The sequence below is a fragment of the Starkeya sp. ORNL1 genome, assembly GCF_012971745.1.
GTDB lineage: Bacteria > Pseudomonadota > Alphaproteobacteria > Rhizobiales > Xanthobacteraceae > Ancylobacter.
Genome location: NZ_CP048834.1, coordinates 6,237,127 through 6,256,792, shown reverse-complemented (window position 1 = coordinate 6,256,792; position 19,666 = coordinate 6,237,127). Strand labels below are relative to the sequence as shown.

Sequence of the window (19,666 nt, the reverse complement as noted above, 5' to 3'; positions counted from 1 at the left end):
GCGGTTTTCAAGCCGGCATCGGTAGCCCGCCTCGCCGACACGTGCTTACCCTCCGTTCACATGAGATGCGGAGGCTCGCCTTGAACCTGCTCCCCCGTCGGGCCGGTATCCTGTCCGCTGCGCTGACTTTGGTAATTGCCAGCATCGTCGCCGGCGCCGGCGCAGCGCAGGATGGCAAAACGGTCACGTCGAAGTCCTCCGCCGGCAATCTGGAGGTCGAGACCGTCGCCTCGGGGCTGGAGAATCCCTGGGGCCTCGCCTTCCTGCCCGATGGCCGCATGCTGGTGACCGAACGGCCCGGGCGCCTGCGCATCATCTCGCGCTCCGGCACCGTCTCGGCACCCGTCGCCAATGTGCCGCCGGTCTTCGCCAATGGCCAGGGCGGGCTGCTCGATATCGCTCTGGCGCCGGACTTCGCCGACAGCCGGATGGTCTATTTCTCCTATGCCGAGCCGCGCGAGGGTGCCGCCGGCACCAGCGTCGCCCGCGGCAAGCTGATGGAGGAAGCCGGCAATGCCTGGCTCGACGGCGTGCAGGTGATCTTTCGCCAGCAGCCGGCGAGCGGCGGCAGCAATCATTTCGGCTCGCGACTGGTGTTCGCCCGCGACGGCTCGCTGTTCATCACGCTGGGCGATCGTTATTCGCTGCGCGAGAAGGCGCAGGACCTCTCCACCCATATCGGCAAGATCGTGCGCATCTGGCCGGACGGCACGGTGCCGGACGACAATCCCTTCGCCAAGGCCAATGGCCCGCGTCCGGAGATCTGGAGCTACGGCCACCGCAATGTACAGGGCGCGGCGCTCGATCCGGTCACCGGACGGCTCTGGACCGTCGAGCACGGCGCCCGCGGCGGCGATGAGTTGAACCATCCCGAAGCCGGCAGGAATTATGGCTGGCCGGTCATCACCTATGGCCGCGACTATACCGGGCTTGCCATCGGCGAGGGCACCGCGAAGCCCGGCATGGAGCAGCCGGTGAAATACTGGGATCCCTCCATCTCGCCTTCCAGCCTCGCCTTCTATACGGGCGAGTTGTTCCCGGCCTGGAAGGGTGACCTGTTCGTGGGCGCGCTCAGTGGCTCCAGGCTGGTGCGCCTGCGGCTCGACGGTGACAAGCAGCGCGTGACTGAAGAAGAAGACCTGCTGGAAGATCTCGGCGAGCGCATTCGCGATGTCGTGCCGGGCCCGGACGGCGCGCTCTGGCTGCTCACCGATGATCCCGGCGCCGGGCGCGTGCTGCGCGTCGCGCCGGCGGGTTGATCAGCTTCATTCGCAAACCGTCGCGAAGACAGCTTCTACCACTTGTGGAAGATGAAGAATGCGCCGAAGGCGATGAAGGCAAAGCCGACAAGGTGGTTCCAGCCGAGCGGCTCCTTTAGCCACAGCACCGAGAAGCCGGCGAACACCAGCAGCGTGATGACTTCCTGGATGGTCTTCAGCTGCGCTGTCGAATAGACCGCGGAACCGAAGCGATTGGCCGGCACGGCGAGGCAATATTCGAAGAGGGCGATGCCCCAACTCGCCAATATGGCGATGATGAGCGGCGCGGACTTGTGCTTGAGATGGCCGTACCAGGCGAACGTCATGAAGATGTTCGAGGCGACAAGCAGCAGGATCGGCACGAGCGTCGGCGGCAGAAAGGCGGGCATCTGGTCTCCTATAGCAATGCTCTGGCAATGCTCCGGCGCGGCTGAAGTTCAGCCATAGCGCAGCTTCAGCGACACTATGCCGAGCGCCAGGACCAGCGTCACCGCGTTCGCCGCCATCACCGGGACGCTGCCGATCAGAATGCCATAGAGCAGCCAGAGGAAGACACCGCCGGAGAAGGCGACATAGGCAACGAGCGAGAGGTCGCGGGTCTCGCGGCTGCGCAGCAGCTTCAGCGCCTGCGGCAGCCAGCACAGTGTCGTCAGCAGCGCGGCGGCACTGCCGATCAGTTCGGTGGAGAGAGGTGAAAGCGCCATGAGATGTGTTCCGCGACGCGGCGACACCTCCCATGCCGCCAGGCGAGCGTCAATCGGACGAGACGACTTGAAGAATCACAGTTCGGCCTGCTGCCGAAACAGGTCGTGATGAGCCACGCCGAACCGCGAAGAACGACCTGCAATCCTGTGCGCGCACGGAAAGTTGAAACTTGCACCCACGAACCTGTGGTTCCCGAAGCGGCGGCGCTCGCAACTTGCAACTCGCCGCATTTGAGACATTAACCCTATTTTACTATAGTATAATACCTTTAGTACATAATCATCACTTCCAGAACGGCATCCGAATGCGGTCGACCTAATATCAAATAAGGCAATTTGGAAGCAAATTTATGCAAATCAATATTTACTATCTTGTATTTTCAAGATCGAAGAACCGATACTGCGGATCAAAATGCAATTATCTTAGTTATACTCGCGGTCGGATCATCCACCTACGGTAGTTAGGTGCCATTATTCACGAGGAGCGAAGAAAATGCGCATAAATTCGCACTATCGTCGAATCCCTTATCTACTCGGCACGGCAGCAGTCGCGCTGACCGTAGCGCTCGCCACCGCACCTGCCGATGCCCGCAGCAACGGCGGTAATGGCCCCGGGCGCGGCGGCAACGGCGGACTCGGTGGCGCGCTCGGCGGTATCGGCCGCTCGGTCGGAGGCGCGGTGTCAGGCGTTGGTGGTGCTGTCTCCGGTGTCGGCGGCGCCATCGGCGGCGGCGTTGGCGGTGCGGTCTCCGGAGTCGGGGGCGCCGTGTCGGGCGTCGGCGGCGCCGTTGGCGGCACGGTCGGCAGTGTCGGTGACGCTGTGGGCGGCGCCGTAGGCAGCGTCGGTGGTGTGGCAAGTGGCGCGACGGGCGGCGTGACGGGCAGCCCGAGCTCGACCGCAAGCAGCGCGACGAGCAGCAGTTCCAGTGCATCCACGACATCCGCGCCGGCGGCGACCGCCATGAACGAAGTGCCGACCAATCCGCATCGCCGCAAGAACCTGCTCTCGCTGCAGGTCGACTTGCTGAAGCGGGGCAAACTCGTCGATGTGGATCGCAAGCACCGCACCAACGGCAATCTCGCCGATGTCGGCGTTTCGGTGTTTGGCCATCGCGGCATCAAGGCCGACGTCGACGCCTCGCTCGCCAATCGCAAGGGCCTGGTCGATGCCAATGCCCGGGTCTCCGCCTTTGGCCAGAAGGGCTTGAAGGCAAAGGCCGACGCCACAGTGCTCGGCAATGGCAAGGTTGCCGATGTCGACGCCAAGGCGACGCTCGGCGGCCGCAAGGGCCTGAAGGCAACGGTCGGCGCCACGGTCGGCGGACCCAGCCTTGCCTCAGTCGATGTCGGGCTGAGCATTGGCGGCGGTGGCGGCCGTAATCCCGGCGGCCCGGGTGGCCCCGGCGGTCCTGGTGGGCCGGGCGGCCCCGGTGGACCGGGTGGCCCTGGCGGTCCGGGTGGTCCCGGCGGTCCGGGCGCCGGCAATGGCGGCGACGGTGGCAATGGCAGCGGCGGTAGCGGACTTGCCGGCAGTCGCGGCGGCAACAACAGTGGCGACATGGCCACCAAGAAGCTGCGCTGCACCGGCGTGCTGTCCGAGCCCCGCGCTTATGACGCCGGCATCGTCGCGCTGTGCCGCGACCTGATCGGCGGCTGATATGCTGATATGAGCGCTGATGCGCTACGAGATTCGGCCCGCCCGGACGTCGTCCGGGCGGGCTTTTAGCTGCGCGGTCAGCAGTGTCCCATCACTCGTGCTTGTAGGCCCAGGCGCGGACCTCGTGCGTCAGGCGCCAGAAGTCCCAGAACGCTGCGGCCAGCAGCAGGCCGAGCAGCAGCGCGACCCCACCGGCGAGGCCATCGGACCAGTCGACCGGCCCGCGTGCAAAATCGAAGACGGTGTACATCAGCACCGCACAGACCATGGCGGCGACGCCGACATAGGCCGCAGCGCTCAGCCGGCTTAGCACCGCGCCGATCAGCACCGCGACCACGAGGCCGATCAGCGCCGCCCAGCCAAGGCCGAGCGAGAACAGCGTCGCTGTCCAGCGCCCGGCCATGCCCGACACCATCAGCAGCGCGAGCAGCACCAGGAATCCCGCCCGCAGCCGCATGATCGACGGCTTCGCGCCGCCACCCGCATCGCTCATCGCACCCTCCGCAGCGCCCACATGCTGCCGCCCATCAACTGCCCGATCCGTGTCGGGCACGCAACGGGCACGCACCTCGATGAAGATTGCCGCGCCGTCGACCTTGACGTTCAGGTACGCCCTGCCCTCTCCTGCGAGCCGGAATGGTCATGCGCCGAATACTGGTCCTCCTCAATGCCGACGCAGGCACGGTGCTCGACCGCGGCGCAGACGCGGTCCGGGCGCTGATCGAGCGTGAGTTGGGACAGGACGGGCGCGAGATCGAAGTGCGCCTGCTTTCCGGCCGGAAGCTGGTCGAGGCGATCAGCGCTGCCAAGGATGGCGCGCACGATACCGTCATCGTCGGCGGCGGGGACGGCAGCGTCAATCTTGCCGCGAGCGCGCTGGTCCGCAGCGACAAGACGCTCGGCATATTGCCGCTCGGCACGCTCAATTTGCTCGCCCGCGATATCGGCATGCCGCTCGATCTGCAGCAGGCGCTGGCCACGCTCGACGAGGCCAGGCCGCACCGCATCGACCTTGGCACCATCAATGGCCGGCTGTTTCACACCATTTCCGGCATCGGCTTCTTCAGCCAGATGGCGCGGGCGCGCGAGGCAGCCCGGCACTGGAAGCTCGGCCGCTTCTTTGTGGTCGCCATCGCTGCGTTCTTTGCGCTGCGCCGCGCCGGCCGCTTCGCCCTGCGGGTGACGATCGATGGACACGAGCATGATTTCGAGGCGTTCGCCGCTCTGGTCACGGTGAACCGCTTCAGCGGTCCGGGCTGGCGCCGTGCCCGGCTCGACGAAGCGATCATGGAGATCCACATCGCCGAGGACCGTGGCGCGCTCGCCAAGCTGAAGGCCGGCGCCGACATGGTGACCGATTCATGGCGCGGCAATCCCGGCATCATCAGCCTGACCGGCCGGCACATCGAACTGAGGAGGCGCCGCAGCCGCAGCTGGGTGTCGACCGACGGCGAACTCTCGCGCGAGCGCATCCCGCTCGACTACGGCATCGAGCCGTCCGCGCTCACGCTGCTGATGCCGTGGCAGCGTGAGGACGCGAGTGGTCAGGAGACTCAGCGCGGCTCGATCTCATAGACGATGGTGACGCGGGCGCGCACCTCGGTTTCGCCGGCTTCCACCGGCACCGAATCGCGCTTCGACATCGGCGCCGCCGCCATCATGCGCGGCATCGGCGGCGCGGCACCCTCCTCGGCGATCGAGATCACCCGCACCAGCCGCACCCCGCCGGCTTCGGCCATGATCTCGGCCTGGCGGCGGGCATCCTTCACCGCGGCGATACGCGCCTGCTCCTCGAGCTTGGCCGGCTCGGCGATGTCGAAGGAAATGCCGCCGATCTGGTTGGCGCCCTTGGTCACCACATCGTCGAGCAGGCCGCCGAGCTTGGTGAGATCGCGCAGCCGCACGGTGACGGTGTTGCGCACCTCATAGCCGGCAATGCGCGGTGCCTCGGTGCCGTCGCGCTTGACGTTCACATATTGCGGCTGGACCGAGAAGCCGGAGGTCGAGATGTCGCGGGCCTCGACGCCCGCCGCCTTGATCGCGGCGATGACGTCGGTGACCGACTTGGTGTTGGCATCGAGCGCCTCGCGCGCGGTCTTGGCGGCGCTGACGACGCCGGTGGAGAAGCTGGCAATATCCGGCGTCGCCGTGGAAATGCCCTCCCCGCCGACGGCAAGGGTCGAGCGCCGCGCCGGCGGGCCCGCATCCTGCGCCGCGAGCGGGCTCGCACTGAGGAGGACGGCGGCGATGATGATGGCGCGGAACGGCTGCATGGCGGGCTTCCCGGATGATAGGCCGCGCGTCGGCTGACGAAGCGGCAAGGTGAGCGCACACCACTGCGCGAAGGCGGCGGCATTGCGGCGGAGCGCGTCGGAACGGCATGGCGTGGCCGTGCCACGACGGATCGGGGGACGGAGCATAGCCACCTGTTGGCGTGCCGGAATGCATTTGCTAGTTTCCGCCCGCGCACCGCGCCGCCGCAAGGCCGGTCGGGCCTGTAGCTCAATGGTTAGAGCCGACCGCTCATAACGGTCTGGTTGCAGGTTCGAGTCCTGCCGGGCCCACCAATCACCACCTAAGTGATTGATAGTCGAAGAAAACACTTCAAATCAAAGGCTTATCCGGGCAGACTGCTACACGCCTTGGCTACACAAGGGGCGGACAAAATGGCAGCTGTTCCCGGCCTCAAGAGGCGTGGATCGGCATATACGTACCGCCGCAGGGTGCCGGACGAGCTGCGTCCGGTGCTGGAAAAGCGCGAATTGTGGGTCGCCCTCGGCACCACTGACTACCGCAAGGCGGTAGTCGAAGCCCGGAGGGCGGCGGCGCGGGTCGACGACATCTTCGCCGAGGCGCGCAAGGCGCTTGCGGCCGGCGTCGCATTCGAGATGCCGGGCAAGCCGGGGCCGTCCGAACGGGAGATGACGACGGCGGTTGCGGTGGAGCTGTGGCGCGATCAGCGGGCAGCGGCGAGCACCAGTCCGGTGCCGATGGACATGCCGGCAGGGGATTGGGTTGACGCTCTTGAGAAGACGATCGCCATGTTCCGAGCGAGCGACGCGAATGCACGGGCGGCGCTCTTCGCCCGCACCGTGGCGATCATCCGGGACCACAAGCTATCTATCCCCGTGCCGGAGCCGGTGAAGGGCGCGAATGGCCTTTCGCTCGCCGGGCAATCGTTCACGCTGTCGCCGGACTTCCTCCGGCTGCAAGAGTTGGTGCGCCGTGGCGAGATTGAGGGACGCGCGCGGGCACTCGATCGCGTCGAGGGCAAGCATGGGGACATGGCGCACGATCCACTGTTCGAGGGTGTGACGACGTTCTCCCCTCCCCCCGTGCAGAGCGTCCAGGGGACGACACTCGGCGAGGCGATCGAGCGGTTCAACAATGATCCGACGCGGGCGCACTTGACGGAGAGCGCCGGCATGAAGTTCGTCTTGATGTTCCGTGCGTTGAAGGAAATCGTCGGCGAGGCACGGCCTGTCATCTCGATCACCCGCCCGGACTGCGCCGAGACACAGGAACTCATTGCCGGCCTGCCGCCGAACTTCGGCAAGGTGAAGCGGTACGCCGAACTCAAGACGCTGAAAGAGGTCGCGGCGCTCGCTGCCGAGCGCCGGGACAGGCGCCTCTCGGTCGGGACGCTCCGGGTTTACACGCACAGCATGTCGAGCTTCTTCAACTGGTGCATATCGAAGGGTATCGTCACCGCAAATCCAGCGGTGCGTATGGCGCCGCCCAAGAGCGCGAGCGAGAAAGGCCGGCGCCCCTACACGATCGGTGAGTTGACCAAGATATTCAGCGCCCTACCCGTCTGGAGCGGCAGCGAGGGCGGGCGCTTTTGGGTACCGTTGATCGGCTTGTTCAGCGGCATGCGCCTCGGCGAAATCGTGACCTTGCGGGTCGCCGACGTGACGCAAAAGGACGGGGTGGACTGCATGGTGCTTCGGCGCGAGGCCGATCGCCGCTTGAAGACACCCGGTGCGGAGCGCGTCGTGCCGATCCATCCCGAGTTGGTACGCTTGGGCCTGCTTCGCTATGCCGAGGCGATGAGAAAAAAGGGCGCCGAGGCTCTATTCCCCGACCTTCCGGGCGAGGACCAGGACCAGGTTGCCGACATTTTCCAGAAGAGGTTCGCGTATTGGACAAAAACCACGCTCGGGGTGAATGCGCCGGGCACGTCGTTCCACAGCTTCCGGCATGGCTTTCGTGACGCTCTCCGCGAGGCGGGCTCACCGATCGACGCGACGCGGGCGCTCGGCGGCTGGGCTCGGTCGGGCGGCGTCGAAGAGCGGTATGGGCAAGGCACGCGGCCCAAGACGCTCGCCGAGGTCATGGCGAGGGTCAAATTCGACGTCGACCTGTCGCGCCTCAAGCCGATGTGAGCGCACTTGAGGAGGTCGCCATTGTGGTGCAACCAGTTGCAATAAAGTGCCGGGGCGGCGTTAGGGGAATGGGGCACATGAAGACTGAGGGGCGGTCGCTATTGGGGATGTTCGATGACGCACCAGTCGAGGCGAAGCGACTCATCAAGGCGGCGCGACGCCTCGCCAACCGAAAGGGGCGCGCCGAGCTGGTGCTAGCGGGGGCGTTGGCGCGGCTTGCGCGAGATGGTCGCACGGGCAAACAGGATTTTGACGAGTTCCTTCGTGAGGAACTCGGCGTCCGCTATCGCAAGGCGATGTACTTGATCGGTATACACGACCATTTCCACCGCATGGATATCGACGAGCGTCGCCTCGCTACCATGGGATGGTCGAAGGCGAAGGAACTCATCGGCATCGCGACGAGAGAAAACTTCGACGATCTGGCGGACTTCGCCGAGCGGAACAAGCGTACCGCCCTGATTGAGCACCTCAACGCTAACTACGGACGCGCTGCCAGCATCACTAAGTCGAGGGCCAGGACGGGCGGCCGCATGTCGTTCAGCCTGTCGCGCGACCAAGCTGAGACCGTGCAGCGCGCTCTCGATATGGCGAAGGCTAAGGTCGGCACCGACGATGCCGGCGAGGCGCTGGCGCTTGTATGCGGCGAATGGGTGGTGACGAGAGCTTGAGTTCAGTAATGGGACTCAAGCCAATGCTTTGGGGCGCCGCTGCGTGACCTCTTCGGGCCAGACAATGTTATTACCGAAGAGGACCTTGCGGGCTTCGGTGAGCGCTGCCGCCCTATGCCAATGCCCTTCCACATGGCCAGTCTCCGGTTTCGGGAAGCCGGCGGGCCAGTAGGGGTCAGGACGCCGCAGAGAGGCCGGCAATTCGCCCGAGAGCGGGCTCGTGCGGACTCTTGGGGCTCTACCAGCCTTAGATGCATGACCGCCCTCACGGGCCATCTCTGGGGATTTCTTATCAGTCATGTTCTAACACCTTTCTATCCAAGCGCGACGCAGGAGGGGGAGCGCGCAATTGGGGGAGGGTCTTTTTTTTCTTAGCGGGAAGAGGCTTTTATGTCCTCTCACTTCTAACCCGTCTTCTTTATCTAATAAGGAAGCCGCCGAGCGCGTAGCGGCTCGGCCGCTGGTTGTAGTTTTACTGGTTTGTATTTTACTTATATTGGGTCCGTCTCCGCAGACGGAGGGAGATCCGCCTCCGCAGACGGAGGGGGGTCCGTCTCCGCAGACGGGGGTGTACCGCCAAATTGGCGGGTACTCGCCCACTCAAAGGTCACCGCATTTTACCACGAGTTCAGCGCCGAGCGCCTCGATAAGGTGTTCAGCATGTTCCGACGACCTGCATTCCGCTTCGAGGTGCTTGCACATAGCTGCAAAGAAGACGTCAAAGAGGTCCACCCCCCTGCCAAGACAGTACGCACTGGACGGTCCGAACATCGGGTGCGGCGTGGACTCGCGGCACGTGATCAACTCTTTGTCTATCAACCCAGTGCGCCCCTTGCTGAAGGCTCGATCGTCCATCCCCGAGGGACGGATAACCCAGCTTTCACCGTCGCCCTTCTGTCCCTGAACGAAAAACCGGCGGGGGATTTTCTCGAAGAGCTTTTTGAAACCGAACGTCTTCCGCTCGATTACCCACATAACCTTCAGTTCGGCGCTGTTTGGCCTCCCCTGATAGAAGGTCTCCATTCGCCCTTCATGGTGCCGGTTGACCACAGCGTAAAATCCACGGGTGCAGGCCGCGATAAGTACACTCCGATCAAGATCCGTCGTGCCCGCGATGCGCGGAAAGTCAGATGCCTTAGTGCCAGGGCAAAGTGAATTGAGAAAATCACCGGACAGGGTCGTAGGCCAGTGGGTGTGGGGTGTCGTCGCCACTGCCTCCAGCGATGACGGGCGAGCGCTTCCAACTACGCGCAAGGCGGTACTTCTGGTCATTGTGGGTGCTCCGTGTGGTGCGCGGCTGGCGCCATGACACGGCAACAGGGCGCCAGCTCGCGCGCGTCGGGGGATCAGTCCCGACAGCCGGAGTCTATCAGAGCGAGGTGTGGCCGTACAGCCGAATGCGCCTATAACTCATTGATATTATTTGACAAACACTCAGCCATGCCACTGCGCTCATCCGTTCCTCCACGCCATAGGATGCCGCCGAGACGGGGCTGGTCCGCCGCCCACTCTCTCGTGCGCGGGTCGATCGCAGCGCCGACGTGCTTGCCGATGTTCTTGGCGTTGTCGTCGTCCCTGGTGGCGTCTTCGGAACTGCCTTGGGTGGCCGCCTGGACGTTGCTGTCGCAAACGGAGATGCATGGTGCAACCCTTTGCAACAAAACTTCGTCGACGAGGCAACCGCGCGTAGCAGGGCAGCCAGCCGAAGTGGATTGTATCCAACAGGGCGTGATTGCGAGCAGCGGCCTCAGCATTGACGACATACTCACCGTTCGAGGAGCACGCTGGCACTTCAACCAACGTGCTGGTACCTGGACAACGGACCACGGCAGCGCTCGCGTCCTTCACCGAGCCGTCCGCTAAAAAGCGAAGAAGGGTGAGACCGCCCGAATTGACCGTCCCCCCATTCACCTTGTCGGCGGTCAAAAGCGCACGGCGCTCCGCCATTTTGGCAGTCGCCTCCTCCCGACTATGCCCCTGTCTATGAGGCGGGCGAGCCCGTTCTCCTCGGCCGTTGACAGCCCCGATCCGATCGCGTCTGCACTTGTCGCCATAGGTGCAGACCGCGTGACCACGCCCGCTTTCGTGAGTTCACGGGCGTGGGCGAAGCACGCGCGTTGACCGCCAGCGCAGCAAAGATCATTCTCGTGGATGCATCTTTATGCCTCATGCAGAAGAGTCAGGTGCTGTCTCTCGGCGCGAGACTCAAAGGAGTTCGCAAATGGCCGTTGTCCTTGGCAATTTGTATATTGCACTAATCGCCGCCGGCGCATCCGAGGAGCAGGCTACTGAGGCATCCGAAGTTACCTCAGGTGGACAACGCTACTTCTCGTCAATAGATTCCAAGATTTCGCTGATGATAGGAATGACTGCATTCTCAATCGTGTTCAACTTTGCTACGCTCTTAATCCTGCTGACAAGGCCGACTTAGAGCTGCGGCACTACAGTCGACCAGGACGAGCTCGCACCGCTAGCACGGTTTTCGTATTGGGGTCATCGTCGCACTCATAGACGTGAATAATCCAGGCGCCGAAGCCGTTTTGGAGTTTGATACTGTCCCCGACGTAGGTCAACGTTGAGCGTTGATAATCCAACCAAATGGCGCGGGGCAACTTGGACTCCATGAAGCCATCGGTCCATTCGAAGTTATTTTTTGCAAGCCGCTCGATATAGCTACTACAATCCTTGGAGGCATGAGCCTGCCATTTGCTACCCCAGCAATCGACGCTTGTCGCGCATTGGGCCTCCTCTTTGCGGAGTTGCTCTGTCTTTGCCTTCACCTCCTCGGGGGTTGGTGAAGTCTCACCCCTCAATAAGCTTCGTGACAGACTTGCGAGCGCAGCAGTTGCAATGCAGCGCGAGGATATAGAGTTGCTGGTTATTCAAGCCGAAGCGATTGTCGACGCTCGCCGCAAAACAGCCGCGGGTGGCGTGGCCTAGCTCCATATTGCAACGGGTTGCACCGGAGTGACGCGCGCCGCAACTAGTGAGTCACATGCTATCGGAAATTTGGCGACCGACCATGTGATGGCATACAACGGTACAAATAGCGGCATTCTCATTGAATGCATTCAGATATTAGACCTCCCGCTCGAATTCGAGAACCCGCCAATTTGGCGGGTACGCTTCTGAGACGTCCAACGGAATGTCGTCAACGCGCCGGCCGTGGCAATACTGTCCTGCGCTTCCGTTACCCGACGGGTTCATCCGAATACCGTCACTAAAAGAGACGCGCGAGAACACGGGACACCTGAACCGCGCTCCATGTGCTTCCCCGCGCCGTAGGAATGCCGCGTGCATTGAGGACCGCGGCAATCTCCCGTAGTGACGTCGCCCCACCTGCCCGCGCATCGGCGATGACCGGGGCAAGATCTAGGGCGCGATGTTCAGCGATCTGCGTGCGTCGAGCGCGCCCTCGCTCCCGCCCATGATCCTGATGTGAAAGATTGCCGGGGTTGCCGAGTTGGGCGCCACGCGAGCGGGCTATTTCGAGTGCCGCCTTGGTCCGCGCCGATATCATCTTGCGCTCGGCTTGGGCGACAACCGCCATGATGCCAACAATCATCTCGTTCGCTTCAGGCATGTCGGCCGCGACAAAGCGGACGCCCGCCTTCTGCAGGCCGAGGAGAAAGTGCGCATCGCGCGAGAGCCTATCGAGCTTAGCGATGACAAGCACCGCGTTGTGGAGGCGACAAAGTGAGAGCGCTTCGGCGAGCTTAGGTCGATCGTCCCGCTTACCGCTCTCGATCTCTACGAATTCGGCGACGTGCCTCCATCGCTCGCCGTTCAGGAAATCGGCAACAGCCTTGCGCTGCGCATCCAGGCCTAAGCCAGACCGTCCCTGCCGGTCGGTACTGACCCGCAGGTATGAAACAAACTTACTCATTGCTACTAAGGCTGCTCCAGAAGGCGCTGCGACGCTCGACGCGACACGTTTCAATCTTATCAATGAACGTCGGAAAGAATGTAACAGCGGCGAAAATAGGAAATTGAGGATGTTTGGTTATCAACATTCCGGTCTAGTTGACCATACGAGGCAATAATATGTACGAGCGTGCCATATTATGACATCTGCTGTTGCCAAATGAAGCACCAGCGCCCCAGAGCAGGATGACATCTTAGGTGGCTCAACATTTTTATATTTGCAACGCTCAACACCACTTGGAAGACTCGAATCATCTAAACGAGATTAACGACGTTGATCTGACCTCTTCGTGCAGCGAGGCAGCAACACGACATGCTTTGAATAACTCTCGACTCGAGCCGCAGCAATGCGCCATCGAAAGCATCAGATCTTAGGGGCAAATGCGGTCGGTCGATTGCCAGGTCGAAAGAAACACGTAATGAGGTAAGATCTAAAACTGGCCGCAAACACTCCCGATCGATACGAGCAAATGATAAAAATATCGACCGACTACAACCCCTCTGGCATACTTCGGTCGATAAGTCAGGGGCATAGCTAGATGAGCATGGGTTAATAGATATGATTCTACCAATTTTGTCGATACGAGATCTCTAACATTGGAGAATTTCATTCGTTCGCCTGATCGACTTTTTATGACACCTTCTAGTGTCGGTTGGTGTGCGCCTTTTCACAGACTACTATTTCGACGTTGCGCGAGTGGAGGCGCAGTTTAGTCGATCAACAGGCAACTTCGTCCTCAGACTGTTTGTCCGATTGAAATGGAGCATCCCGTTGCAGATCTGCGTCCGTTCTTCCTGAAGGCATATTGTCAATGCCTGCCGCGCCAGAGCTTGCCGCCCGGACGCGACTGCTTGGCCGGCCAATCGCTCGTCCTCTGGTCGATCGCGATGCCGAGACGCAGGCGCGATGGAGACACGTCGCGAGCGCGATCTCGCTGCCGAGATTTGCAACCCGTTGCAACATATCCGCTTAGGCTCGCTCAGACGGTGCTGCACTGACATTGGAAAATGATCTAGCCGCCGCGGAAGTCCGCACTATACGCAACAAGCGGCCCCCCGATCACGCCCAGATACCGGACATTCGGGTCCAGGATGCCAGCGCCCTTATTTCTGGCGGCAGCCCAGGGAGGGCTCTTCGGCTAAGTAATCTCCCCGAACAGCTCAGCGCCGTCATCAGACATCGTCCGGACTAGTAGACTGCGGTCTAAGAACAGATTTCGGCGCTCGCAACTGGGTTCGGAGATCAATAGGCAGCTATGGCACGCAGCGCCGTGCGTCGCTCGGTCACCGCTTCGGTCATCGGGCTCGTGGTCAGCGCAGACAGGATCGCTTGAGCAGATCGTCAGTCTTGCGAGAGCATTCTTCAGAAGTGATGCGAACCTTGGCGCGGTGGCGACCAGGCCGCCCAAGGTTCCCTGCGCGCCGGGTGTTGCGGTGTAGATCAGGATTCCGCAACGATCATACGCGCCGGGATTCTGGCGGCTCGGCACCGCGTAAATCCGTTCCTTCAAGGAGCTGGCGGGGTAGCCGCAATCAAGCGCGATCTCACTCATCAGTGCGTGGGACAGGCTGTGGAGCAGTACGTACGGCGTGCCTGGATAGGACGGTGGCGTTGCGGTAAAGCGTTTCCGCCAGTGATCGTAGCCCGCCAGGAGCTTGACCTGTCGAGCCTGCACCTCTGCGCACTGGAGCCAGTCAGCGATCTTCGTCTCATCGAAATGGATGAAGATCCCCTCACCGAACTGCTCGATCGCCGGCAGCCAGTCCGCGCCTTGGCTAAGGGGAGCGCCCCGCACCGCCAACTGGATGTCCTCGAAATCGCCGTCCACACTGGCGGGTGCAGCTTCAAATCGAGTGAAACCATACAGGCATGACACCTCGCGGAGGCGATGCACCGCAACGAGATTGTTGATTGAGGACAAGTCGACCCCGACGCTCTCGTTGCGCCACTGCTCTGGTGGCACCGTCTGCGCGTAGAGCTTCGCGTCTGGCGCGTTGTGGCCGATTTCACCCCGGCCGCTGGCGAAGACATCGAACTCAGCGACCTGCGGGGGGCGGCCAAGATCGGACTGTGCGTTCTCCCGCAAGCGCAGCAGGCGCTCCAGGATGTCGCTGTTAGCATAGGGGCCGAGCGTCGCCTCGACCTTTGAATTAAACATCTTCGCCGCGGCGATGTGCTCGACCGTCGTGGCCTTGGCAAGCTCGCCCGCGAGGTTCTCGACGAGGCGAGAGAGCTCGTCCTCCTCCGTCGGCAGCGAGATGACAGTATAGACCTGTGGGAAGTAGGTATTGGTCGCGGTCCGGGTGAGCAGCTTCAGGTTCTGGTCGCAGCCATCCGGATCTCGGTCCAGGAGCCAGGGGCGCTGACCTTGGCACTTCCCGAGCCGGCCGGGCTGGAAGAGATCCTGCAGCGAAAGCCGCCGGGTGCAGCCGCACACAACGCTGGTGTCCGCGGGGTCCGCACTCGTGCCCTTTTCCTCGATGTACATCGCCTCGGCGCAGACATCAGGACCATGAACTGCGTACCGCCAGTTGATGTCGTCGAGATGGCCGTTGTCGCAGGCGCAGACGAAGCGAATTGGCGTGACATCGCTCTTGCGCCCATCGTCGAACTCGAACCGCCGCCGCCCCTTGCTGTCGAGATCGTTCCAGCGGACCAGTCGGCGCCGGCGCGAAGCCCTCGCGCCCTCGCCGATTCCCACGTCCTCCACCGTTTCGCAGATGAACCACTTGGGGAACACCGGCGCATCGACGCCTGCGGAGCCACTCCGCTGCGCATCGAGCTCCTTGGGCGGCGTCCGCAGGGTGAGGCTCACGCCGGCCCCCAACCGGCCCTGATCCTGCAGGAGCTTTTCGAGCCGACTCGATAGCCGTGGCTCGGAGATCACCGAGAAACTGCCCCCGCTCATGTCCCACCGCTCAAGGCCGCCGACCACGACGGACCGCGTGGGAAGGTCGATCATGGCTCCGGGGCCGAAGGTGGAGACGAGCTGGCTGAGACGTTGCGCGTTCTTGGCCATCAGACGTCATCCGCGTTGGCAATGGGGGACCCGTAGGGGTCTTTGACCTTCATGCGGACCGAGGGCTCGACATCGCGCATGGATCGACCGGCGACAAAGCGCGCGTGTGCGGGCGTCAGATTCTCGATCTCCGGCTCCAGAGGCTGATGCAGGAGCCGGTGAGGACTCTTCTTCCGCGCATAGGCGAAGGTGTTCCCGCCCGCTGCCTGATCGTGCGCTGTTGAGACCCAGTCGGCGAAGACCTGCTCGATCATCGCGCGCAGAGCGGCGCTGCCGCCGGCGACCGCAGATGGCGGCGCACGAATCACGATGAAGTTACGAACAGCGGCCATGACATCGGGGTTGGCCGCCAAGTCGACGACGGATGTCTCATAGGTGAGGCCGGCGTCGAGGTGCCTGGCAGCAGAGACGACCACCGCCGCGAGCGCCCTGTCCAGCGCCCTGGCCGCCCAGGGCGTGACGCTGGTCGCTTCGACCGCGCGGTAGAAGGTACGATGGTACTGGCCGAAATGCTCGAAATGCATTCGGTCGCGCGGCTTGTGGAGATTGAGCACCGCGACCACCAGTCCGGGCCGGTTGTGATCGCGACCGACGCGGCTGGTCGCCTGGATGTATTCAGCGGCGGTCTTCGGCTGGCCTTGCACCACCATTAGGCCGAGGCGCGTGATGTCGAGGCCGACCGAGATCATGTTGGTAGCGAGCGCCACGTCGACCGTCTCGGCTTGGCCCAAGAACCCTGCCTCGAGGCGCTGCTTGGCGAGGGCGACCTGATCAGTCGAGACCCTCGAGGTCAACTCCATGGGCTCGCGGATGGGCCGGTCGCCGAACGGCTGGTCATGCGGAACAACCCGGCGGCGTTCATCGCCATAGCGCCGCGCCCGGTCGCGAACCTCGTCCTCGACGATCCGGCGCGCGCCGCCCAGCTCCCGCAGCGCGTTGAAGTAGCAGAGCGCCGTCATGTACGGGTCCGCGGGGCTGGCCTTGCCGTCCTTCGGAGGATCCGCCTGATAGGCCGCCTGAGCCGCGGCGAGCAGGGTCGTCAGCGCTCGCAGGAAGACGAGCTTCGGACCCCGGCCTTGCGCGGCAATGCCCATGTAGAGACGCGCCGGATCCTTCGAGGTCGGCACGGTGACGGCGAAGAAGCTGTCCGACCGGTCGGGCCCGGGAGGCGGAAAGATACTGGTCGTCTGCCGGTCGAAGAGGGCGGCGATCTGGTCGGACGCGCGCCGCACCGTGGCGGTGGAGGCCACGATCTTCATGCGGATGCGCTTGCCGTCACGGGTCCGCTCGGCGAGCTGGTCGATGGCGCATTCGTATAGGCCCGCCACCGTTCCCAGCGGTCCAGCGATCAGATGCAGCTCGTCCTGAATAATCAGATCCGGCGGATCGAGCTTCCAGCCGTTGTCGAGCGGCCGTCCATGTCCTGGCTCGGCCGCGCCATAGAACCCGATATTCGGATCGAAACGGTTGACGTGGCCAAAGAAGGCGCCTGTTTCGCCGACCCAAGGCAAGGCCGCGAACTTGTCGATTGTCGCGATCAGGAAGGCCGGCAAGCGCCTGTAGATTGGCTCATCTACCGTAAGGATCGGCAGAGGGCGGTTGCGGGTGAAGTCGCACCGATCGTTGACGCAGCGGATTTCCAGGTTGGTGGGCGCCGCATTGCTGGGCGTGCAGGAGAACGACTCCGGCGTGAAAGCCGTACCGCACCAGGGACAGGCCTTGATCGGTGCCGGCGCCCGCTTGTCCTGACCGAGCCGATAGCGCCGCACGCGGCCCACGGCCGTTGTCTGATCGGCTTCACCGGTCCGGCCGAGCTTGTTCGGGGAGGCGTCCGATCCGACCCAAAGGCCGATTTCAATCGGCCAGTCGCCGAGGACCTTCCGGCCGCGTTCGTTCACGTTCGCGGGATCCGTGCGCATCAGTTCGAGCGCGCAGACGACGCCTGCGGCGCGCGCCAGCTGGTCGAGGGTCAGGAGGCGCAGCGTGTAGCGCATGATCACCGCGACGCCCGCGCCCAGCACGCCGGGAGCCTTGAGCCGCCGCATGGCGATGGTGAAGGCCGCGAGGCCCAGATAGGCTTCGGTCTTGCCGCCCCCCGTCGGGAAGAACAGCAAGTCCGCCGTCTCCCGATCGGGGTGGCGATTGTCGGCCAAGCCCGAGAGATTCAGCAGGATGAAGGCCAGCTGGAATGGCCGCCAAGCGGGTGCGCGTTGCGCCGCCGGATCACCCTGCGGCCCGGCGTTGCGGCGACGGGCGGCGCGCGCCACGGCGAGGTTCATGAAGCCGAAGGCCTGGCGCGCGAGCGGTTCGGTCGCGAGGACCTCGAGGCCGGCGCCGATCCGAGCCTTCGCCGTCTCCATGTCCCGGATCAGATCGTCCGCGGTCTGGCGGCGGCGGGGCGACGTCAGCGAAATGGCCCGTTGGGCTGTAATCCAGTCGCCATAGAGCTTGGGCAGAGCCTCGAGCGCCGACCTCAGCGCCGACCCGTCGCCGCTGGCCAGATCAGCCAGCGCCTCCATGCCAAAGGTCACGGCGGACTTTAGCGGCTCGCCTTCGTTCGGCGCCACGCGCTCCACTTCGGCCAGGGGCAACGGGTCGGTCCAGACCCGCTTCACATCGCCCGCCGTTTCCTGGTCACGCGGCCAAGCGGCGGCGGCGTTGCGCCCGACGGCCCATTCGCAGACGTCGCGATAGTGCAGGTCGGCGATCTGCAGGTCCGCGTCGTTCGACGTCATGCCGGAGAGGTCGCGGCGCGGGCGGAAACCCGCCTTGCTCTTCAGCTCCAGGCGCGCCTGGAAGGCGTAGCCGACGTCCGCGTAGAAGCGGTGGGCGCGCGAGCGGCGGTTGACCAGGAAGACCGTCAGCGCCCGCACCCGCTCGACCTGCCCATCGGGCGTTGGGAATGTGAAGACCCGCGAGTGGGTTTCCAGGCACAGGCCGCCGCCGGGCAGCTGTTCCGCGGCGCTATCCGGTACGATGAACGGTCCGGCCCGCCCGTCCTGGACGGCTAGCGTGAACCTACGTTCCTTGGGCGCGCGAACCCATTCGACCTGCGGACGCCGCGGTTTCTTCTCGGGGTCCAGCTCGCCCTCCGCATCGGGCAGCAGCAGCGCCTTGTCCATGGGCGGCTCGGTGCGATAGTCCCCCCAGGAGACGAGGGCTTCGATCTCACGGATGTCAGGATCGAGTAGTACGGTCAGACCGACGGAAGACGGCAGGAAGCGCCGCCTGGCGTTGGGCGCTTCGGGCTCCTCGTTGTCACCTGCCGCCCCGCCAGCGCCGTCGGCGTCAGCCTCGCCGCCTTCGATCTCCAGTTCTTCTGCCTCGGCCGAAGCGTCACCGTCTTCGGCCCCGTCGAGCGCCAGTTCGTCGTCGGCCGGCGCAAGAAAGCCGGTGAGATACCAGCGCGAAGGGTTCTCGTTCAGCCGCTCACTGGCGAGGTCGAAATCCTCAGGGTCAGGACCAGGACCGACCAGGTCGCGGCGGAAGGCGCTGGCGATGCGGGTACGGACGTCAAGCGAGCTGGTCATAAGCGTCCAAGGCCTTCTGAAAGAACAAGTTCGCCCAGGGCGTTCCCAAGCCACTTGGCCGTGTAGGCCGGTTTCAAGGCTTCCTTGGGCCGATACCCGGCGTCGGCGAGCAGCGCCTCCAGGGCGATGAGCCGGTCGCGAAAGCCCAACCGAACGCCGAAGCGCATGCTGGCCTTGTCCGGCCCGCAGAGAACCCAGGCGTCGCTCCGTGTCAGGGCGTGCGCCCACAGCGAGCGTTCGCCCACATCCAGGGCGATATCCGGCGCGCGGATCGCCACGACCGCGCGCTGCGCGTCGGTCACTGGATGTACCGCGCTCAGACCGCCGGCAAGTTCGGCGGGATTGATCAGCGCTTCGGGGCGGCGGCGTTGGAATCCGGTCTGGGTCTCGGTCACACAGTCCTCCACCGTCTCGACCTGATAGCCGCCCGTCAGCGCGCGCCAGGACCCCACCCGGAAGCACTCCAGGATGATGTTGGTGTCGATCAGGAGGGGACCCTTGTGACGCGGCATCGAT

The 19,666-nt window shown here is 63.7% G+C and carries 15 protein-coding genes and 1 tRNA gene; 7 read left to right on the top strand and 9 right to left on the bottom strand.

Annotation, left to right across the window (positions count from 1 at the left end):
* The first annotated feature begins 80 nt into the window (after positions 1–80).
* Positions 81–1,259: a PQQ-dependent sugar dehydrogenase gene (locus G3545_RS29320; protein WP_246702621.1), complete on the top strand. Its 1,179-nt coding sequence runs from the start codon at positions 81–83 to the stop codon at positions 1,257–1,259.
* Positions 1,260–1,294: 35 nt separating this feature from the next.
* On the opposite strand, the gene G3545_RS29315 is transcribed toward G3545_RS29320, so the two are convergent.
* On the bottom strand, positions 1,295–1,648 hold the full coding sequence (locus G3545_RS29315; RefSeq protein ID WP_170017796.1) for a DMT family protein: 354 nt from the start codon (positions 1,646–1,648) through the stop codon (positions 1,295–1,297).
* Between the two features lie 48 nt (positions 1,649–1,696).
* On the bottom strand, positions 1,697–1,963 hold the full coding sequence (locus G3545_RS29310; RefSeq protein WP_170017795.1) for a SemiSWEET transporter: 267 nt from the start codon (positions 1,961–1,963) through the stop codon (positions 1,697–1,699).
* A 493-nt stretch (positions 1,964–2,456) separates the two neighbouring features.
* On the opposite strand from G3545_RS29310, the gene G3545_RS29535 reads away from it, so the two are divergent.
* Positions 2,457–3,620, top strand: coding sequence for a hypothetical protein (locus G3545_RS29535; protein WP_206151364.1), 1,164 nt, complete (start codon positions 2,457–2,459; stop codon positions 3,618–3,620).
* Between the two features lie 91 nt (positions 3,621–3,711).
* On the opposite strand, the gene G3545_RS29300 is transcribed toward G3545_RS29535, so the two are convergent.
* Positions 3,712–4,113, bottom strand: coding sequence for a hypothetical protein (locus tag G3545_RS29300; RefSeq protein ID WP_170017794.1), 402 nt, complete (start codon positions 4,111–4,113; stop codon positions 3,712–3,714).
* A gap of 149 nt (positions 4,114–4,262) precedes the next feature.
* Between G3545_RS29300 and G3545_RS29295 the strand changes: the two genes are divergently transcribed.
* Positions 4,263–5,195 (top strand): diacylglycerol kinase family protein, encoded by a 933-nt coding sequence (locus G3545_RS29295; RefSeq protein ID WP_170017793.1) that lies wholly within the window; start codon positions 4,263–4,265, stop codon positions 5,193–5,195.
* On the opposite strand, the gene G3545_RS29290 is transcribed toward G3545_RS29295, so the two are convergent.
* Positions 5,174–5,893 carry an SIMPL domain-containing protein gene (locus tag G3545_RS29290; protein WP_170017792.1) on the bottom strand — a complete coding sequence of 240 codons (720 nt, stop codon included), beginning with the start codon at positions 5,891–5,893 and terminating at the stop codon, positions 5,174–5,176. The two genes, G3545_RS29295 and G3545_RS29290, sit on opposite strands and share 22 nt — an antisense overlap.
* A gap of 218 nt (positions 5,894–6,111) precedes the next feature.
* On the opposite strand from G3545_RS29290, the gene G3545_RS29285 reads away from it, so the two are divergent.
* From G3545_RS29285 to G3545_RS29275, 3 genes are all read left to right on the top strand, one after another.
* Positions 6,112–6,187 (top strand) — tRNA-Ile (locus G3545_RS29285).
* Positions 6,188–6,286: 99 nt separating this feature from the next.
* Positions 6,287–8,005 (top strand): DUF6538 domain-containing protein, encoded by a 1,719-nt coding sequence (locus G3545_RS29280; protein ID WP_170017791.1) that lies wholly within the window; start codon positions 6,287–6,289, stop codon positions 8,003–8,005.
* 77 nt (positions 8,006–8,082) lie between these two features.
* Positions 8,083–8,676, top strand: a complete 594-nt coding sequence (locus G3545_RS29275; protein WP_170017790.1) for a hypothetical protein — start codon at positions 8,083–8,085, stop codon at positions 8,674–8,676.
* Positions 8,677–9,276: 600 nt separating this feature from the next.
* On the opposite strand, the gene G3545_RS29270 is transcribed toward G3545_RS29275, so the two are convergent.
* Positions 9,277–9,699, bottom strand: a complete 423-nt coding sequence (locus tag G3545_RS29270) for a hypothetical protein (protein ID WP_170017789.1) — start codon at positions 9,697–9,699, stop codon at positions 9,277–9,279.
* A 1,198-nt stretch (positions 9,700–10,897) separates the two neighbouring features.
* Between G3545_RS29270 and G3545_RS29265 the strand changes: the two genes are divergently transcribed.
* Positions 10,898–11,107, top strand: coding sequence for a hypothetical protein (locus tag G3545_RS29265; protein WP_170017788.1), 210 nt, complete (start codon positions 10,898–10,900; stop codon positions 11,105–11,107).
* 789 nt (positions 11,108–11,896) lie between these two features.
* On the opposite strand, the gene G3545_RS29260 is transcribed toward G3545_RS29265, so the two are convergent.
* The 4 genes from G3545_RS29260 to G3545_RS29245 all read right to left on the bottom strand — a co-directional run bounded on the left by G3545_RS29260 (position 11,897) and on the right by G3545_RS29245 (position 19,662).
* Positions 11,897–12,562 carry a recombinase family protein gene (locus G3545_RS29260; protein ID WP_170017787.1) on the bottom strand — a complete coding sequence of 222 codons (666 nt, stop codon included), beginning with the start codon at positions 12,560–12,562 and terminating at the stop codon, positions 11,897–11,899.
* Between the two features lie 1,177 nt (positions 12,563–13,739).
* Positions 13,740–15,620 carry a DUF1998 domain-containing protein gene (locus G3545_RS29255; RefSeq protein ID WP_170017786.1) on the bottom strand — a complete coding sequence of 627 codons (1,881 nt, stop codon included), beginning with the start codon at positions 15,618–15,620 and terminating at the stop codon, positions 13,740–13,742.
* Positions 15,620–19,150, bottom strand: coding sequence for a DISARM system helicase DrmA (gene drmA / locus G3545_RS29250; RefSeq protein WP_170017785.1), 3,531 nt, complete (start codon positions 19,148–19,150; stop codon positions 15,620–15,622). Before drmA ends, G3545_RS29255 begins: the two co-directional genes overlap by 1 nt.
* Positions 19,147–19,662 carry a hypothetical protein gene (locus tag G3545_RS29245; RefSeq protein WP_170017784.1) on the bottom strand — a complete coding sequence of 172 codons (516 nt, stop codon included), beginning with the start codon at positions 19,660–19,662 and terminating at the stop codon, positions 19,147–19,149. The genes drmA and G3545_RS29245 overlap by 4 nt, the downstream gene beginning before the upstream one ends.
* Between the last annotated feature and the right edge of the window lie 4 nt (positions 19,663–19,666).

Excerpts from the sequence above, each read along its gene's own strand:
- G3545_RS29315 (WP_170017796.1), bottom strand. The coding sequence starts at position 1,648 with ATGCCCGCCTTTCTGCCGCCGACGCTCGTGCCGATCCTGCTGCTTGTC.
- G3545_RS29310 (WP_170017795.1), bottom strand. The coding sequence starts at position 1,963 with ATGGCGCTTTCACCTCTCTCCACCGAACTGATCGGCAGTGCCGCCGCG.
- G3545_RS29535 (WP_206151364.1), top strand. The coding sequence starts at position 2,457 with ATGCGCATAAATTCGCACTATCGTCGAATCCCTTATCTACTCGGCACG.
- G3545_RS29300 (WP_170017794.1), bottom strand. The coding sequence starts at position 4,113 with ATGAGCGATGCGGGTGGCGGCGCGAAGCCGTCGATCATGCGGCTGCGG.
- G3545_RS29295 (WP_170017793.1), top strand. The coding sequence starts at position 4,263 with ATGCGCCGAATACTGGTCCTCCTCAATGCCGACGCAGGCACGGTGCTC.
- G3545_RS29290 (WP_170017792.1), bottom strand. The coding sequence starts at position 5,893 with ATGCAGCCGTTCCGCGCCATCATCATCGCCGCCGTCCTCCTCAGTGCG.
- G3545_RS29280 (WP_170017791.1), top strand. The coding sequence starts at position 6,287 with ATGGCAGCTGTTCCCGGCCTCAAGAGGCGTGGATCGGCATATACGTAC.
- G3545_RS29275 (WP_170017790.1), top strand. The coding sequence starts at position 8,083 with ATGAAGACTGAGGGGCGGTCGCTATTGGGGATGTTCGATGACGCACCA.
- G3545_RS29270 (WP_170017789.1), bottom strand. The coding sequence starts at position 9,699 with ATGGAGACCTTCTATCAGGGGAGGCCAAACAGCGCCGAACTGAAGGTT.
- G3545_RS29265 (WP_170017788.1), top strand. The coding sequence starts at position 10,898 with ATGGCCGTTGTCCTTGGCAATTTGTATATTGCACTAATCGCCGCCGGC.
- G3545_RS29260 (WP_170017787.1), bottom strand. The coding sequence starts at position 12,562 with ATGAGTAAGTTTGTTTCATACCTGCGGGTCAGTACCGACCGGCAGGGA.
- G3545_RS29255 (WP_170017786.1), bottom strand. The coding sequence starts at position 15,620 with ATGGCCAAGAACGCGCAACGTCTCAGCCAGCTCGTCTCCACCTTCGGC.
- drmA (WP_170017785.1), bottom strand. The coding sequence starts at position 19,150 with ATGACCAGCTCGCTTGACGTCCGTACCCGCATCGCCAGCGCCTTCCGC.
- G3545_RS29245 (WP_170017784.1), bottom strand. The coding sequence starts at position 19,662 with ATGCCGCGTCACAAGGGTCCCCTCCTGATCGACACCAACATCATCCTG.